Here is a 16,725-nt window from a genome sequence, read left to right as displayed (position 1 = left end):
TGCGTCACCCGATCGGGTTCGGCTCCCACCTTAACGAGGTCACCCTCCGGGCTGGGTGGTGCCCGGGACCGAAGAGACCGACGGTGGGGCCGTCGTCGTCGAACTCGTCGGCGTCGGCGAGGTGGTGGTCGGGGTCGTGGTGGTCGGGGGCGGGGTCGTGGTCGTGGGCGGGGGTGTGGTGGTGGTCGGCTCCGGCTCTTCGGTCGTCGTCGGCACCACCTCCGTGGTCACGATCACAGGCGTGGTGGTCTTCGTGGTCGGTTTGGTCGACGACGTGCTCGACTCGGTGGCCGGCGGCGTGACCTGGTTCTGCCTGTCGAACACGTCCAGCGCGACCAGCAGGAAGCCGAGCAGCAGCAACGAGCCCAGCACCACGGCGGCGATCGCCAGCGGCCGGTTGTTGCTCGACGACGAAGGCGGCGGCGCGACGACCGGCGGGTGGGCGCCCGTCGTGCGCGGGCCGGGCCGCACCACGCGGGTGCGGTCGGCGTCCAGGACGGCCGTGGCGCCGGCGGGTGCCACCGGCGGGAACCCCGGTGAGCTGGCCGGCAGCAGGCCCGTCAGGCTCGGGTTGCGGCCGTGCGCGACCGCGCTGAGCAGGTCGCGGGCCTGGGCCATGGTCGGCCGGTCGGCCGGGTCGTAGCTGAGGAACCGCAGCAGCACGTCGGTCAACGGGTGGTCGACCGTCGGCGGGTTGATCCGGCCCGCCGCGACGGCGTGCAGCACGCCCAGGGTGTTCTCCGACAGCCCGAACGGCGGCTCGCCCTCGACCGCCGCGTAGAGCGTCGAGCCGAGCGAGAACACGTCCGAGGCGGGCGACGGGTCCTGACCGCGGGCGATCTCCGGCGCCAGGTAGGCGGGGGTGCCCGCGATCAGTCCGGTCTTGGTGACCGTGACGTCGTCGCTGGCCCGGGAGATGCCGAAGTCGGTGATCTTGACCAGGCCGTTGTCGGCGAGCAGCACGTTGCCGGGCTTCACGTCCCGGTGCACGATCCCGGCCGTGTGCGCGGCGGCCAGCGCGGCGGCGGCCTGCATGCCGATCTGGGCCACCTCGATCGGGTCGAGGGGGCCGTGCTCGACCATCGTGTCGGCCAGGCTGTAGGACGGCAGGTACTCCATGACCAGGCACGGAGCGCCGTTCTCCTCCACCACGTCGTAGACCGCGATGGCGTTCGGGTGGTGCAGCTTGGCGGCGATGCGGCCCTCGCGCATGGCGCGCTGGATCGCCTCGTCCCGCTCGCGCTCGTCCAGGCTCGGCGCGAGCAGCAGCTGCTTGATCGCCACGATGCGGCCCAGGCGCTCGTCCTGGGCTCGCCACACGACGCCCATGGCGCCGCTGCCGATTCGGTCCAAGAACCGGTAGCGCTCGGCGATGACGCGACCGTCGTTGCTCACCGGACCACCTCGCTGGGGCGCTGCGTGACCGCGGCAAGGGCAGCAGGTCTCACGCTCGGGCTCCTCGTCGTGCGGATCGGTGCGCGGAACAGGCTAGGCCACCGCTCGCCCGCAGAGCCTACCCCGGCCGTGACTACGACTTTCGAGCCGTCGCGCAGGTCACCTGAGCCGAGGGGTGACCGGGAAGGGATACCCGATACCGGGGCGTAAGGACACCCGTTCGCACGAAGATCACGAGTTTTGCGGCCGAACGGCCCAATCGCCTGGTGGGTCACGCCCTCAGGCACCCCGAGTCCCGCACCCGGCCACCTCGAAACCCCCACCCGGGCGTCCCGGGTGGGTCGGTGCGGTCCGCGAGCCGTCAGCTGGCCGGAGCGAAGAAGTCGAACCCGCCGATCGGGTTCAGGATCCCGCCCAGGTCGAGTTCCAGGCCGATGCCGGTGCCCGCGTCCTCGTCCGGCGGCGTGCTCGGGTTGGACGACGGCGGCGTGGCGGTCGACGAGGGCGGCGGGGTGCTGTCGCTCGGCGGCGCGGGCGGCGTGGTCGTGCTCGGCGCCGGGGTCGTCGTCTGCGGGTTGCTCGTGCCCGGCGTCGTCGTGGTCGGCGCCTGCTGCTGCGGCGTCGTGGTCGTCGGCTGCTGCGCGGCGGGCCGCGGCGGGCGCTGGGTCGTCGTCTGCTCGGGCGTCGTCGTGGTGGTCTCGGCCTGCGCCTGCTGCTGAGCCTGCTGCTGGGCAGCGGCGGCGCCGAGGTCCTTGGTGAGCGTGTTGGTGGCCCGCGCGGCCGGACGGGCGTCGAAGCGCACCTCGGCCGGCGGTCGGTCGTCCGGGGACGACAGCAGGTTCGTCGCGGTGAACGCCACGGTGCCGGCGAGCACCACGCCACCACTGGCGATCGCGACGAGCTTCGGCACGGAGAACCCGCCGCCGCCGCGCTCTTCCTCACCGGCGCGCCCCTCGCGGCGCAGCAACTCGGTGATGTGCAACTCACGGCCCGACAGGTTCGTGGCGCCCTTGGCGCTCGCCGCGCCGGCCGCGTTCGACGCCTCGATCGCCGCCGCCAGGCCCGCGGTCGAGAAGCGCACGGTCTCCTCGTCGTCGGTGATCCGCTCGGTGATCCGCGGGATCGGCTGCGTCTCCGCCTCGCGCCTGGCTAGCAGGTCCGCGACCGACAGCTTGGCCGTCGAGCCATCCTGCCGACGGCGTTTGTCGTCGTTCGACACCGATGGACACCTCTCCCGGGGAGTGCACTGCGCTACTGACCGGGATCATGGATACCGAATCGTGACCGTCTACGTAACCCCTTTGGCCGAAGTTTTCCGAGTGATCCTGTGCTTTGTCCACGTTCGGTGAGCTTCAGGGCATGATCACTACGGAGAGTCAGCTGCGTTGAGCCGAGAGGACCTCGGTGGCCACGATGTGCGGGACGGTCGTGTCGGTCAACCGGAAAACCTGCTCGACGCGCATCCACCGACCGGTGCGCTCCTGCATCGACACCACCGCGAGCACCGCGCCGTCCGGCCGGAGGGTGGTCGACTCGATCGCGATCGCCTGCACCTGGCCCCAGGACGCGACGAAATCGCGCGCGTCCTCGCCGAGGAGTTCCGGTGACAGCAGCCGGGACGCGTCGGCCGGCTTGGCGGGCAGCAGCTCGAAGAACCGCCGCACCACGTCCACCTGCGGTTCCGGCCCGACGGTCAGCACGGGTGGCGGTACCAGGACGGGCGGCTCCGGCGGCACGTCGGCGGCTGGCGGCGCGTCGGTGGCCGGCGGCGCGTCGGCGGCCGGTGGCACGTCGGCGGCCGGTGGCACGGCCTGCTGCGCCGCGACGGGAGGTCGGTCGAGCCGCCCGCCGCCCAGTTCCGACGACAGCACGTCCGGCCGCAGCGCGGACGCCCCGCTGATCGGCACGGGCGTGTCGGCGCGCGCCGGGTCGGGACCGCCGGGGCGGTTCCCCGCCAGGATCGAGGCGGCCACGACGGACGCCAGCAGCACGATCGCCCCGGTGGCCACACCGGCGAACTTCGCCACCCGGTTGGGCGGTCGCCTGGCCGTCGGCTCCCTCTCCTCACCCGGCAGATCGGCCACCAGGGCGTGGGTGGCCGCTTGCTCGCGGTACGGGATTCGCACCGGTGTCCGCTGTTTCCTGATCAGCTCGGCCACCGAGACCGAACCCGCGCGGGTGTGCCTGCGACCGCTCGTCGTGGGGCGCTGTACTGGCGTAGGGCACTGCACTGGCGACTCCCTCGTCGTGTCGTCGCCAAGACTCGTACCGTGGTCGACCGACGAGAAGCCAGCTCAGCGGGGGAGTTCACTCGTTCGTGGCGACCAGTGGTCAAATGTCGTCGCTCGAACGGATGAAAGATTACGGAAAGATGCCCTGGTCGGGTTGGTTCGGTGTACGCGGACTGGGCTAGGCGTCGTCCACCGGCCGTTCGTCGTCGATCAACGGGACGTCGGCGGTGGTGAACACCAGCTCGCGCTTCTCCGTGGTGGTGGTCCCGTCCTTGCGCGTGACCTGCATCGTGCTGACCGTGATGCCGTTCGCCGGGTCCACGCTGATCTCCGTCACCTCGATCAGCGACACGTCGGCGAACCGCTGCGCCAGCAGCGCCTCACCGTTCGACCGGAACGAGTCGGAGACCATGGTCAACGCGGTGTCCGCGTTCACCGCCACCTCTTCGTAGAAACGCTCCGTGCTGATCGCGATCGCCTCCGCGTCGACCACCGGCTGTGACTCCGCGAGAACGGTGGTGACGTGCGCGGACGTGGAGGGGCCTGGCGCGCTGGTGGTGTCCCCGGTCGAGGAAGTGCCGCCCGCGGCCGTGCCGTCGTCGGTGGGTGCGATCACGCCGTCCGCCACGACCTCGGCCGTCCGGCGGCCCGTCCCCCAGGCGGCCGAGGTGGTCGACGGCGGCCCGGTGGTGGCGAAACCGGTGAGCAGCGGCACGTCCGTCGGGTAGCCCGGCATCCCGATCCGCTCGACCGGGTTCGAGCCGACCAGCTTGGCCGCCGCGATGGCCAGGCCGACCAGGACGCCCGCCGAGGACAGCACCGTGAACCACGCGGCCCGCTTCCACGTCCGGGGCGGCGTCACCGAGGCGGGCACCAGGCCGATGTTGAACTTGCGCAGACCCATCGCGTCGGTGTCGACGTACGGGTCGGGCGGGGGTGGTTCCGCGGGCAGCGGTCGCACCACCACGCGTTCGTGCGGCGTGTGCACCAACTCGCCGCCCATGGGCAGCCAGATCGCCGCCCCGTCGTCCAGTCGATGCCGGCCCGACCGTTCCGGTTCCGCGATGTCCATGCTGTGCAGACCCCTCCCGCCCCCGGGCCTTACGGCCCTCGCGGCCTTTTCACCTGTTGGGCTCAGCCCTGTTTGGGCCGAGTGGCGCGGGGGAACGTGGGGGTGGGACGTCGAGGACCCCGCAACTACCTCAGGGTAGGTGCAGGGTCCACGTAGAGCTGCGGAGATCAGCCTTGTGCCACACGTAAGAGTGAATCTCCTAGCTGCCGCTGTCGAGCCGCTTCCGGGTGCTCTGGAGCGCGTTGGTGGCGGCCAGACCGGCGCCGCCGGCGATCAGCGCGCCGATGATGTCGCCCGAGACGGAGCCTCCTGCCGTGATCAGCAGACCCACCAGCGCGATGATCGTCGTCACCCCGGCGAGGGTCCACCGACTGCGCACGTACTGCGCTATGGGCGCGCCCGCGGCGCGCTTGGACTTGGCGGCGGAACCGAGCATCGCGAGGTAACCGTCGTGCGCCAGCGCGGCGAGCACTCCCAGTATCGCGATGAGGCCCGTGATGAGACCGATGACCATGTGACCAGTGTGCACCCGGTCAAACGCGCTGGACCATCCGTGATCGCCCTGATATCCCCCTGAGGTGGAGTTTTTCTGGCACGACGCCTGCCTCGAGCACGACACCGGCACGGGCCTGTGGGAGCTGCCCGGCCGGTGGGACTGGCTCGACGCGGCGGAACCGCACCCGGAGAACGCGGCCCGGCTGCGCACGTTCCGGCACGCCTTGGAGCACGGACCGGTCGCACCGCACCTGTCGTGGTCGACCGGCCGGTTCGCGACCGACGAGGAACTGGCCCGCGTCCACGCGCGGTCCTACCTGGATGATCTTCGGCTGGCGTGCGAGCAGCGCACCGCCGTCGAGGTGAACACGGTCGTCGGCCCCGGCTCGTGGGACGCGATCCGCGCCGCCGCCGGCACCGCGCTGGCGGCGTACGAGGCGGTCGCGGCCGGCCGCACGCGCCTGGCGTACGCCCTGGTCCGCCCGCCCGGCCACCACGCCCAGCCGACCGTGCCGGACGGGTACTGCCTGGTCAACAACGCCGCGCTGGTCGCCGAGACGGCCCGTCGCGCGGGCCGCCGGGTCGCCGTCCTGGACTGGGACGTGCACCACGGCAACGGCACCCAGGAGGTGTTCCGCGACACCCACGGCGTGCTCACCATCTCAGTGCACATGCGCCACGGCCCGTGGGGCGTCAACCACGCCCAGACCGGCGCGCCGGCCGAGTCGGGCCCGTCCAACATCAACGTGGAGCTGTCCCTGGGCGCGGGCGACATCGCCTACCGGCGGGCGTTGGAGGAGATCGCGTTCCCGGCGTTGGCCGAGTTCGGCGCGGACTTCCTGGTCTGCGCCTCCGGCTTCGACGGGTCCGCGTTCGACCCGAACGGCAGGCACAACCTCACCGCCGACGGCTACCGCGCCATCGGCCGGGCCGTGTCGGGACTCGGCCTGCCGACCGTGCTCACCCAGGAGGGCGGCTACCTGCGCGGCTACTCGGCGTTGTGCCTGCACACCCTGGTGGAGGGTCTGCTCGGCCTTGACCTGCTGGAGGACCCGCTGGCCTACGTGCCGGACGACACCCAGCTGGTGGACGTGGACCTGGCCAGTGCCAAGTCCACGCTCACCACCAACTGGAAGTTCGCCTGTGTTTGATTGCGCCGCTCTGGCGTCTACGAAGCACAGGCCCACCGCCCCGCGAGGTCGCGTCGATCGTTCGCGACTCATTTTCCGGCGATCACGCTTTTCGATCGTCGGAAAATCAGGCGCGAGCGGTCTGCCCCAGCCGCGGAGCGGCGCAATTCGATCACAGCCCGGCGACCGAGCCGCCGTCTGCGGAGCAGCGGCCATGTCACCGCCCGAGGGGGCCGCGGCCCAGCTTGAGCAGGATCATCGCCAGGTCCCGGCCCTCGGGGCCGAGCTCCTTGTACCGGTTGATCACGTCGATCTCGCGGTTGTGCACGATCCGCGTGCCGCCGGCGGCCATCCGCGCCGCGCCGATGATCTTGGAGACCTCGACCCGCCGTTTGACCAGCCGCAGCAGCTCGGCGTCCAGGTGGTCGATCTCCTGGCGCAACGCGTCGATGTCCGGGGCGGTTTCGGTGCTGTTCATCGTGACGACCTCTCGACTCTCTGGCGGGAGTCCCAGCCCTGGCAGCAGCGAAGCCCCGGGGTCCGAGGACTCCGGGGCTTCGTGGTGGCTTGGTCGGCGCTAGCACTCCACGGGAGCCGGAGTCCGGTTCCCGTAAAAAAACTCGAAGTGGGCCATGCGCACCGGCTCATCATGCCACAGCCACGGACTGTCGGTGGCAACCGGTAACGTGGACAGGCGATGAGCGCCTTGTTCGACTTGCCCACAAGTCCCCCCGCCTCCCGGTCCGCGCGGCTGCTCGACGACCTCAACCCGTCCCAGCGCCGGGCCGTCGAGCACTCGGGCGCGCCTTTGCTGGTCGTGGCGGGTGCGGGCTCCGGCAAGACGCGCGTGCTCACCCGACGGATCGCCTACCTGCTCGCCGAGCGCAACGTCCACCCCGGCGAGGTCATGGCGATCACCTTCACCAACAAGGCCGCCGCCGAGATGAAGGAACGCGTGGCCGACCTCGTCGGCGCGCGGGCCCGCTCGATGTGGGTGTCCACGTTCCACTCCATGTGCGTGCGGGTCATGCGCCGCGAGGCCAAGACCCTCGGCATGTCGTCCAACTTCTCGATCTACGACTCCGACGACACCCGCAGGCTGATCACGCTGGTGGCCCGCGACCTCGACCTGGACCCGAAGCGCTACCCGGCGCGCATGCTGGCGATCCACATCTCGAACCTGAAGAACGAGCTGGTCGACGCCGCCACCGCGAAGGACCGGGCGTCGAACGACCTGGAGCGCCGCGTCGCCGAGGTCTACGAGAGCTACCAGCGCCGGCTCGGCGAGTCGAACTCGCTGGACTTCGACGACCTGATCATGCGGACCGTCGAGCTGCTGCAGAACCACCCGGACGTGGCCGAGCACTACCACCGCCGGTTCCGGCACGTGCTGGTCGACGAGTACCAGGACACCAACCACGCGCAGTACACGCTGGTCCGCGAGCTGATCGGCACCGGCAAGGACGGCGTGCCGCCGGGCGAGCTGTGCGTGGTGGGCGACGCGGACCAGTCGATCTACGCCTTCCGCGGCGCGACGATCCGCAACATCGTGGAGTTCGAGCGCGACTACCCGCAGGCCACCACGATCCTGCTGGAGCAGAACTACCGGTCCACGCAGACCATCCTGAGCGCCGCGAACGCGGTCATCTCGCGCAACCCCGACCGCCGCGACAAGCGGTTGTGGAGCGACCTGGGCGAGGGCGAGAAGATCGTCGGCTACGTCGCGGACAACGAGCACGACGAGGCGGCGTTCGTCGCGGGCGAGATCGACCGGCTGGTCGACGGCGGTGACGCGAACAACGGCGAGATCGCCGTGTTCTACCGGACCAACAACCAGTCGCGCGTGTTCGAGGAGATCTTCATCCGCCTCGGCCTGCCCTACCGGGTGGTCGGCGGCGTCCGGTTCTACGAGCGGCGCGAGGTGCGGGACGCGTTGGCGTACCTGCGGGCGCTGTCGAACCCGGACGACACGGTGTCGCTGCGGCGCATCCTCAACGTGCCCAAGCGCGGTATCGGCGACCGCGCGGAGGCGTGCGTGTCCACGTACGCCGAGCGCGAGCGGATCGGCTTCGCGGCGGCGTTGCGTGACGCGGTGGCGGGCAAGGTGCCGCTGCTCAACCCGCGTTCGCGCAACGCGATCGTCGGGTTCGTCGAGCTGATGGACGAGCTGGGCGTGCTGGTCGAACGCGGCGACGACGTGGCCGACATCCTGGAGGCGGTGCTGGAGAAGACCGCCTACCGGGCCGAGTTGGAGGCCAGCGAGGACCCGCAGGACCACACCAGGGTGGAGAACCTGAACGAGCTGGTCACGGTGGCCCGCGAGTTCACCGACCTGGGTTCGGCGGTGCCGGTGCCCGAGGAGGGCGAGGGCGAAGGCCTGCCCGCGGAGGGTTCGCTGGCGGCGTTCCTGGAGCGGGTGTCGCTGGTCGCGGACGCCGACTCGGTGCCGGACGCGGAGTCCGACGGCGTGGTCACGCTGATGACGCTGCACACCGCCAAGGGGCTCGAGTACCCGGTGGTGTTCTGCACGGGCTGGGAGGACGGCGTCTTCCCGCACATGCGGGCGTTGGGCGACCCGGCGGAGCTGGCCGAGGAGCGGCGGCTCGCGTACGTGGGCATCACCCGGGCCCGGCAGCGGCTGTACCTGTCGCGGGCGCTGGTGCGCTCGGCGTGGGGCCAGCCGTCGGCGAACCCGGCGTCGCGGTTCCTGGACGAGATCCCGGCCGACCTGGTCGAGTGGCGGCGGGTGGAGCCGAAGCGCTCCGCGCCGTCCGCGCCGACGTCGTGGGGTCGCGGGTCGTCCTCACCCCGTCCGGCGCCGACGAACACGGCCTGGAAGGACACGCCCGCGGTGAAGCTGGACGTGGGCGACCGGGTGAGCCACGACAAGTACGGGCTCGGTCGGGTGGTGGCCGTGGACGGCTCAGGGCCCCGTGCGACCGCCACGATCGATTTCGGCGGCGCGGGGACCGTGCGGCTGATGCTCATCGGCGGCGTGCCCCTCGTGAAGCTCTGAGGGCCGCTGAGCCGTAGTTCGTCGTTTTACGTTCTATTCGGTTTTCGTTCACCTGATCGTGTCCTGATTCCCGTGCAACCCGAATCACCGTCGTGCGTCTTTAGGGGTGTCACAAGCGGGATGAGCGGGTCATTCGGGGTGAACCGGTCATCGGGGAGCCGCTTGGCGGCAACGGGGGGAAGTTAGGGAAGTAGTGGGGCGGGATCCGTGTCGGGGCGGTGACCGCAGGAGGGGATCACCTTCGGGGGGCGGTTCCACAGTGGAAAGGCCGGGCTGCTCACGCGGCCCGGCCTTTCGCATTCCCACGTCCCCGCACGCCATGTCGGCACACGCCACCTCCGGGCACGCCAAAGGCCCTGCACTGCGGAATCGCCGGTGCAGGGCCTTTGGCTGCGGACTGTCAGACGCTGATGCCCTTGGAGTTCAGCCAGGTCAGCGGGTTGATCTTCTTGCCCTCCGGGTTCCAGACCTCGAAGTGCAGGTGCGAGCCGGTGGAGAAGCCGCGGTTGCCCATCCGGGCGATCTGCTCGCCCGCCTGGACCCGCTGGCCCTTGCGGACCGAGAAGGTGTCCATGTGGCCGTACACGGTGACCGTGCCGTCGGCGTGCTCGATCTTGACCCACAGGCCGAAACCGCTTGCCGGACCGGCCTCGATCACGACACCATCGGCGGCGGCGTAGAGCGGCGTGCCGATGGGACCGGCGATGTCGATGCCGTAGTGCATCTCGCCCCAGCGACCGCCGAAACCGGAGGTGAAGCTGCCGCCGGCGGCGGGACGGGCGAACTTGGGGCGCTTCGCCTCGGCCTCGGCGGCCTGGCGGTCCTCGGTGATCTGCTGGCTCTTGACGAGCTTCTGCGCCTCGGCCGCCGGGTCGACCACCTTGGCGACGGGCAGGACCTGCGGTGACGCGGGGCCGTTGCCGCCGACGCCGAACGCGGCGGCGCCGTCGGACGGGTTCGCCAGCGGGGTGACCTCGTCGGCCGCGGACGGCGAGTCGGTGCCCAGCGCGTGGAGCGTCTGCCCTGCGCCGGCGGCGGCGAAAGCGCCTACGGCGACCGCGGCGACCACGATCCGTCCGCGCAGCGCCGAAGGCGGAGGCGGAAGCCGGTGCGTGCTCACCGTGCGAGTCGAGGCGCGGTCTACCGCCGCTTCGAGCACAGCTGAACTCGTATGGCCGCCGGGGGAGCGGTGTTGAGACAAAACCTGGCCTTCCGTCTTCGGGGAGTCCGGTCGGACACCGGGCGGGGGATCCCGGTTGAGCCGGTCGGGGTACCGACTCTTCGTCCTGCTTGTGACCAGACCGTGACAACGGACCGGGGGAAGATAACGGCGCGGAGCCCTTAAGGGCAATCCCCGATCACGACGTCTGCCGAATAGGGGTCAGTGCGACTGTCAGGGGTATCTGTCGTGACGCTGCGTCATGTGCGAGCTACTTAAACCCCTCGCGTACAGGCACTATGGGGTGATTCTGGTTGCCATCCAAACGTGTGATGGCGGTCACCACTGCGTGAAGGGTGCGGGTGTCCACGGGTAGTGAGAGGTGACCTGAATCACGTATCTGGTGCTCTTCCACGACCAACGCGGGGTGCTCCAAACGGGCGTTCCGCTGCGGGATGATCACCTGGTCCATCTCGCTCCACACCACCACGAACCTCGTGCGACAAGGGCGGGACGGTTCGGCCAGTTCGGACAGCAGTTCCGAACCGGGCCGGAGTTGCCTGGTCAGCGAGGTGGGCAGCAGGTAGGCCGCCAGCGTGCCGCCGTGCGGGGTGCCGAGGGTGACGAGCGTGCGCACCCGGGAGTCCCCGCGCAGGCGCTGCACGTAATAACGGGCGATCAGGCCGCCCAGCGAGTGCCCGACGACGTGCACCCGGTCGGATCCGGTCTGCTCACAGATCCGCTCGATGTGCTCACCCAGCAGCGCGGCTGACCGCCTGACGTCCCCCGTCAAGGCGGTCAGCACGCTGTAGTTCACCGCGTGAACTACTCCGAAGCCACGCCTTCGCAGTGCCCCCGACAGCACTGCGAAGGCGGACCGGTTGTCCCCGATGCCGTGCACCAGCACGATCGGGGTACCCGCGGCGTCCATGGCTGAAACCACCAGGCCGCGTTGGCGGGGTGGGAGCCGGTCGGTGCGGTAGGCGCGGAAGTGCCCGTCGGTCTTCAGCTGCTCTTCCAGCACGCCCCAGGGGTAGAGAACGGTGTGGGCCGCCAGCCAGGCGGCCTCGACGGCGACGCCGCGCACCCCGCCGGGTGAAGCGACGGCGCGGAGCACCGCCCCGGAAACGCCGAGGACCTCCCCGGCGACCTCCAGCCCCGCACCCACACCGGCTCCGACCCGACCTGCCCAGGCCTCGACGAGTCGCCGCGCACCACCACCCATGAGGCTGAAGGTAAGTGATGCCCTCACCAACTAGGAGTACCCAACGCCCGATCTTCACAACCCCGGCCCTGAACCCCGCGCTGAACCCCGGCCCTGGGCGGCCACCCCTGACACGGAGCCGGCCGGCCCTCGTCGTCCTCCCCGTTTTGCTAGCGTCCAACCGGTGATCCGAACCGCTGAACCGGTCTCACCGGCCCCCACGAGACTGCGGGCGGCGGTTGGGGTGGCCGTGCTGGGCTCGCTGCTCACCGCGGTGGCCCCGACTGTCGGGGTGGTCGACGCCTCCGCGCCCCCCGCGTTCACGGCCTGGCCGTTGCTGGCGCTGCTCGCCCTGCTGCCCACGGCCCTCGCCGCGATCTTCCTGGTGCGCGGCCAGGAGCTGACCGCCGCGGCGGCTCTCGTCGCACCCGCCGTGTTCGCCGCGGGTCGCCTCCTCAACGACCTCCAACTCGCCGTCGACCCCGTCGACGCCTCACGCCCCGAGCTGTTCCGCCCCACGACCCTCGACGCGCCGACCCCCACCGCCGGCGTGTGGCTGCTCATCGCCGGGCACGTCCTCCTCATCGCCGCGGGCGCGTTGGCGACCCTCGGCCAGGAACCGGACGTCCGCAGCGAACGCGCGAGCTTCGTCCTGCCCGCCACGGCGGGCATCGTCGCCGGCATCGGCCTCTTCACCGCGCCGTTCACCTCGACCGACGCCCTGATCCCCGCCCGCGGCCCGTTCGAATCACCCACCCTCCCGATGGTCGGCGGCCTCGTCATCACGCTCGCCGCACCGGCACTCGCCGTGCTCGCGGCCAGCGCCACCACGAACGAAGCCCGCAAGGGCGGTCTCCTCGGCCTCGCCGCCGTCCTCCTCACCTTCGCGCTCCCGCCGATCGCCACGGCTCTCACCGTCGACCGAGTGGGCCTCGCCGTCGGCCCGTTCCTCGTCCTCGCCGCCGCCGTCGCCCTCGCCTGGCCGCAACGCGCCGCCAAAGCCGGTGAGGAGAAGGACAGCGAAGAGCGCGGTCTCGAACGATCCGGCGTCGAACTGCCGGGCCTGCGCCGCCTCCACGTCATCGCGGCCACGCTGGGCCTGATCGCCGCCGCAGCAGCCGCTGCGGGCGCGTCGACCGACCAGCTGGTCCTCCCGGCCGGCCTCCCGGCGCCCACGGACTACGCCGCGCGCCTGCTCTGGCCGGCCGCGATCGTCACCGCCGCCCTCGCCGCCGCACTGCTCGCCAAGGCCGCCGTCCGCCCCGCCTTCACCGTCGCCACCGCCGTGATCCCGCTGGCGGCGGGCGGCGCGCTCGACGCCGTCTTCGCCGCCACCCGGGTCGCCGCCATCCAGCCGGGCCCCGGTGTCTGGTTCACCGCCGGGTCCGTCGTCGCCGCGGCGGCCGCCGCCGTCACCGCCGCCCTGGCCGGCGCGGTCGAACGGGACGAAGTGGGCACTGCCGGGACCCAACCGCCGCTCCCGCTCGTCGGCGCCGCCCTGATCGCCGCGCTGCTCGCGTTCGGCGCGTTCGGCCTCCCCGTCATCCAGGCCCCGGACCTCGTGCCGATCGGCGCGTTCGGTCTGCGGGTCGGCTCGTCGGGTCTCCTGGTGGCCTTGGTCACCGTCGTGGCCGCCGCCGTGATCGCGCTCAAAGCCCGGCCGGGCCGGGGTGCGGCGCTGCTGCTCGGTGCCGCCCTCGTCACGGCGGTCCGCGCGCTCGAGTACCCGCTCACCGCCGCCCGTGCCGCCGAGTCCGCACCAGGTCCGGGGCTCTGGCTCGCCGCCGCCGCGACGGCCGCGTTCCTCGTCTCGGCGGCTCTCCGGACGGCGCGCTGAATCGGTGTGGTGATCGACCTCACCACCTCTATGACCGACTTCACGGGCGTGGGATGACGAGGAGTCCGGGCAGGTCGATAGGGTCGTGCGCAGCCGCGTCGAGCCGGTCCCCGCACGGCTATGCCGGCGTTCCAGGTGATGCCTGGTACGTGTGGGCACCAGGCCCCAGCCTGGAGCGCCGGACCTCAGAGGACCGCACGAACTGACGTGGTGTCCGACACCGACGTCGCAGGAGACCCGAGTGGACCTGTACGAGTACCAGGCGAAGGACCTCTTCGCCGCCCACGACGTCCCGGTACTTCCGGGCGACGTGGCGAGCACCCCCGCCGAGGCCAAGGCCATCGCCGAGCGCTTCGGCCAGACCGTCGTGGTCAAGGCCCAGGTCAAGACGGGCGGCCGCGGCAAGGCGGGCGGCGTCAAGCTCGCCGAGACCCCGGACGAGACCGAGGTCAAGGCCGAGGCGATCCTCGGCCTGGACATCAAGGGGCACATCGTTCACCGCGTGCTGGTGACGCCCGCGTCCGACATCGCGGAGGAGTACTACTTCTCCTTCCTCCTCGACCGCGCCAACCGCACCTTCCTGGCGATGGCCAGCGTCGAGGGCGGCATGGACATCGAAGAGGTCGCCGCGACCAAGCCCGAGGCCCTGGCCAAGGTGCCGGTCGACGCGATCACCGGCGTGGACCGCGCGAAGGCCGACGAGATCGTGGCCGCCGCCAAGTTCCCGGCGGAGGTGGCCGACCAGGTCGCCGACGTCATCGTGAAGCTCTGGGAGACCTTCGTCTCCGAGGACGCCACGCTGGTCGAGGTCAACCCGCTGGTCCGCGACCCCGAGGGCAAGGTCGTCGCGCTCGACGGCAAGGTCACCCTCGACGAGAACGCCGGCTTCCGCCACCCCGAGCACGAGGCTCTGGTGGACAAGCAGGCCGAGGACCCGCTGGAGGCCAAGGCCAAGGCCAAGGGCCTCAACTACGTCAAGCTGGACGGCCAGGTCGGCATCATCGGCAACGGCGCCGGTCTCGTGATGTCCACCCTCGACGTGGTGGCGTACGCGGGTGAGAAGCACAAGGGCGTCAAGCCCGCGAACTTCCTCGACATCGGCGGCGGCGCGTCGGCCGAGGTCATGGCCAACGGCCTGGAGATCATCCTGCACGACCCGGACGTGCGTTCCGTGTTCGTGAACGTCTTCGGCGGCATCACCGCGTGCGACGCGGTCGCCAACGGCATCGTGGCCGCGCTGGGCATCCTGGGCGACGAGGCCACCAAGCCGCTCGTGGTCCGCCTCGACGGCAACAACGTGGAGGAGGGCCGGCGCATCCTCGCCGAGGCCGACCACCCGCTCGTCACCGTGGTGGACACTATGGACAACGCGGCCGACAAGGCCGCCGAGCTCGCGGCTGCGGGGGTCTGACGATGGCTATCTTCATCACCAAGGACAGCAAGGTCATCGTCCAGGGCATGACCGGCGCCGAGGGCACCAAGCACACCAAGCGGATGCTGGCCTCCGGCACGAACATCGTCGGCGGCGTGAACCCGCGCAAGGCCGGCGAGAAGGTCGACTTCGACGGCAACGTGCTCCCGGTGTTCGGCTCGGTGTCCGAGGCCATCGAGGCCACCGGCGCCGACGTCACCGTGATCTTCGTCCCGCCCGCGTTCGCCAAAGCGGCCGTGATCGAGGCGATCGACTCCGGCATCGGCCTGGCCGTCGTGATCACCGAGGGCATCCCGGTGCACGACACCGCCGCGTTCTGGGCGCACGCCGTCGCGACCGGCAACAAGACCCGGATCATCGGCCCGAACTGCCCCGGTCTGATCAGCCCCGGGCAGTCCAACGCGGGCATCATCCCGGCCAACATCTCCGGCGCGGGCAAGATCGGTCTGGTGTCGAAGTCCGGCACGCTGACCTACCAGATGATGTACGAGCTGCGTGACTTCGGCTTCTCCACCGCCATCGGCATCGGCGGCGACCCGATCATCGGCACCACCCACATCGACGCGCTGGCGGCCTTCGAGGCCGACCCGGAGACCGCGGCGATCGTGATGATCGGCGAGATCGGCGGCGACGCCGAGGAGCGGGCCGCGGCCTACATCAAGGAGAACGTCACCAAGCCGGTCGTCGGCTACGTGGCGGGCTTCACCGCGCCCGAGGGCAAGACGATGGGCCACGCGGGCGCGATCGTGTCCGGCTCGGCCGGCACCGCGCAGGCGAAGAAGGAGGCCCTGGAGGCCGCCGGCGTCAAGGTCGGCAAGACGCCGAGCGAGACCGCCGGGCTGATGCGGGAGATCATGCAGTCCATCGGCTGACATTCGTCCGTTCGTGGAACACACTGAGGGCCACCTCCCACGGGGAGGTGGCCCTCGTGGCGTTCCTGGATGAGTCGATGCGCACATCCGGGGGAACCGCGGGAGTCCGGTCGTCGTCGGAGAGTGTGCATCGGCTAGCGTTCTGTTGACCCGAAAATCAGTTCCCGCAGGTGGAGGAGACCGCATCATGTCCCAGCCGTACGGCGCCCCTCAGCAGCAGCCGGGTCCGGCGCAGCCGGCGGTTGGCGTGAACCTGAACTTCATCCTTCCGCTGGTCGCCGCCGGTCTGGCGCTGATCGCGTTCCTGCTCGCGTTCGCCGACGACGTGCCGTCGTCGGAGTACCTGTACGCGGCGGGCATCCTCGCCGGCCTGTCCGTGCTGCCGAAGGCGCCCAAGGGCCTGCTGTACGCGGCGGTGCCGTTCGCGCTGATCCCCACGCTCGGGCTGCTCCAGGGGCTGATCAGCAGCGAGGCCGACGTCCAGGGCATGCAGATCGTGCTGCTGATCGTGTCGCTGCTGTTGTCGGCGGCCGTCGTGCTGAGCCTGCTGCTCGAGACCGGCATCGTGAAGTTCCAGCCGAAGGCGGCGAACGTCTACGGCCAGCCCGGTGGCTGGAACCCGCAGTCCGGCGCGTTCCCGCAGCAGGGCCAGCCGCAGCCGCAGCAGTACGGCCCGCCGTCCGGCCAGTTCGGCCAGCCGATGCAGCAGCCGCAGCCGGGCCAGCAGCCCAACCAGCCGCAGCCGACGTCCTACATGCCGCAGCCGGGCCAGTTCGGCCAGCCCGGCCAGCAGCCCGGCCAGGGCACCCCGCCCGGCGGGTTCGGCGGCCAGCAGCAGGGCTGAGTCGACGTCGTGAGAGGGGTGGCACCGCCAACTGCGGT

The 16,725-nt window shown here is 71.1% G+C and carries 14 protein-coding genes; 6 read left to right on the top strand and 8 right to left on the bottom strand.

Features of this window, described 5'->3' with window-relative positions:
• Window positions 1-39 precede the first annotated feature (39 nt).
• From FM051_RS18450 to FM051_RS18430, 5 genes are all read right to left on the bottom strand, one after another.
• A complete protein-coding gene (locus FM051_RS18450; RefSeq protein ID WP_158844673.1) occupies window positions 40-1,395 on the bottom strand; it encodes a serine/threonine-protein kinase in 1,356 nt (451 codons plus the stop codon).
• Window positions 1,396-1,756: 361 nt separating this feature from the next.
• The gene (locus tag FM051_RS18445; protein ID WP_158844670.1) at window positions 1,757-2,614 is read right to left on the bottom strand and encodes a hypothetical protein; all 858 of its coding nucleotides are present in this window, start codon (window positions 2,612-2,614) and stop codon (window positions 1,757-1,759) included.
• A gap of 157 nt (window positions 2,615-2,771) precedes the next feature.
• The gene (locus FM051_RS18440) at window positions 2,772-3,554 is read right to left on the bottom strand and encodes a hypothetical protein (protein ID WP_158844667.1); all 783 of its coding nucleotides are present in this window, start codon (window positions 3,552-3,554) and stop codon (window positions 2,772-2,774) included.
• Between the two features lie 250 nt (window positions 3,555-3,804).
• The gene (locus FM051_RS18435) at window positions 3,805-4,698 is read right to left on the bottom strand and encodes a hypothetical protein (protein ID WP_158844664.1); all 894 of its coding nucleotides are present in this window, start codon (window positions 4,696-4,698) and stop codon (window positions 3,805-3,807) included.
• Between the two features lie 199 nt (window positions 4,699-4,897).
• Window positions 4,898-5,212 (bottom strand): hypothetical protein, encoded by a 315-nt coding sequence (locus tag FM051_RS18430; RefSeq protein ID WP_158844661.1) that lies wholly within the window; start codon window positions 5,210-5,212, stop codon window positions 4,898-4,900.
• A 64-nt stretch (window positions 5,213-5,276) separates the two neighbouring features.
• Here FM051_RS18430 and FM051_RS18425 point away from each other — a divergent pair, with 64 nt between their 5' ends.
• A complete protein-coding gene (locus FM051_RS18425; RefSeq protein WP_158844658.1) occupies window positions 5,277-6,344 on the top strand; it encodes an arginase family protein in 1,068 nt (355 codons plus the stop codon).
• Window positions 6,345-6,540: 196 nt separating this feature from the next.
• Here the strand turns inward: FM051_RS18425 and FM051_RS18420 are convergent, their stop codons facing one another.
• Complete coding sequence (locus FM051_RS18420) at window positions 6,541-6,801, bottom strand: chorismate mutase (RefSeq protein WP_158844654.1); 261 nt, start codon at window positions 6,799-6,801, stop codon at window positions 6,541-6,543.
• Between the two features lie 219 nt (window positions 6,802-7,020).
• Between FM051_RS18420 and pcrA the strand changes: the two genes are divergently transcribed.
• The gene (pcrA, locus tag FM051_RS18415) at window positions 7,021-9,339 is read left to right on the top strand and encodes a DNA helicase PcrA (RefSeq protein WP_158844651.1); all 2,319 of its coding nucleotides are present in this window, start codon (window positions 7,021-7,023) and stop codon (window positions 9,337-9,339) included.
• Between the two features lie 400 nt (window positions 9,340-9,739).
• On the opposite strand, the gene FM051_RS18410 is transcribed toward pcrA, so the two are convergent.
• Both FM051_RS18410 and FM051_RS18405 read right to left on the bottom strand, forming a co-directional pair.
• On the bottom strand, window positions 9,740-10,459 hold the full coding sequence (locus tag FM051_RS18410) for a M23 family metallopeptidase (protein WP_238412478.1): 720 nt from the start codon (window positions 10,457-10,459) through the stop codon (window positions 9,740-9,742).
• Window positions 10,460-10,769: 310 nt separating this feature from the next.
• Window positions 10,770-11,723, bottom strand: a complete 954-nt coding sequence (locus FM051_RS18405; protein ID WP_158844646.1) for an alpha/beta fold hydrolase — start codon at window positions 11,721-11,723, stop codon at window positions 10,770-10,772.
• A gap of 163 nt (window positions 11,724-11,886) precedes the next feature.
• Between FM051_RS18405 and FM051_RS18400 the strand changes: the two genes are divergently transcribed.
• From FM051_RS18400 to FM051_RS18385, 4 genes are all read left to right on the top strand, one after another.
• A complete protein-coding gene (locus FM051_RS18400; RefSeq protein ID WP_158844643.1) occupies window positions 11,887-13,539 on the top strand; it encodes a hypothetical protein in 1,653 nt (550 codons plus the stop codon).
• Window positions 13,540-13,780: 241 nt separating this feature from the next.
• Window positions 13,781-14,950, top strand: coding sequence for an ADP-forming succinate--CoA ligase subunit beta (gene sucC / locus FM051_RS18395; protein WP_158844640.1), 1,170 nt, complete (start codon window positions 13,781-13,783; stop codon window positions 14,948-14,950).
• A gap of 2 nt (window positions 14,951-14,952) precedes the next feature.
• The gene (sucD, locus tag FM051_RS18390; protein ID WP_158844637.1) at window positions 14,953-15,843 is read left to right on the top strand and encodes a succinate--CoA ligase subunit alpha; all 891 of its coding nucleotides are present in this window, start codon (window positions 14,953-14,955) and stop codon (window positions 15,841-15,843) included.
• A 187-nt stretch (window positions 15,844-16,030) separates the two neighbouring features.
• Entirely contained in the window at window positions 16,031-16,687 is a 657-nt protein-coding gene (locus FM051_RS18385; protein WP_158844635.1) for a DUF5336 domain-containing protein, read from the top strand.
• Window positions 16,688-16,725 lie beyond the last annotated feature (38 nt).

It is taken from the genome of Saccharothrix deserti, assembly GCF_009769385.1.
In the GTDB taxonomy this organism is placed as follows: Bacteria; Actinomycetota; Actinomycetes; order Mycobacteriales; family Pseudonocardiaceae; genus Actinosynnema; species Actinosynnema deserti.
The sequence above is the reverse complement of the archived record's forward strand: the minus strand, read 5'-3'. Positions and strand labels throughout refer to the sequence as shown.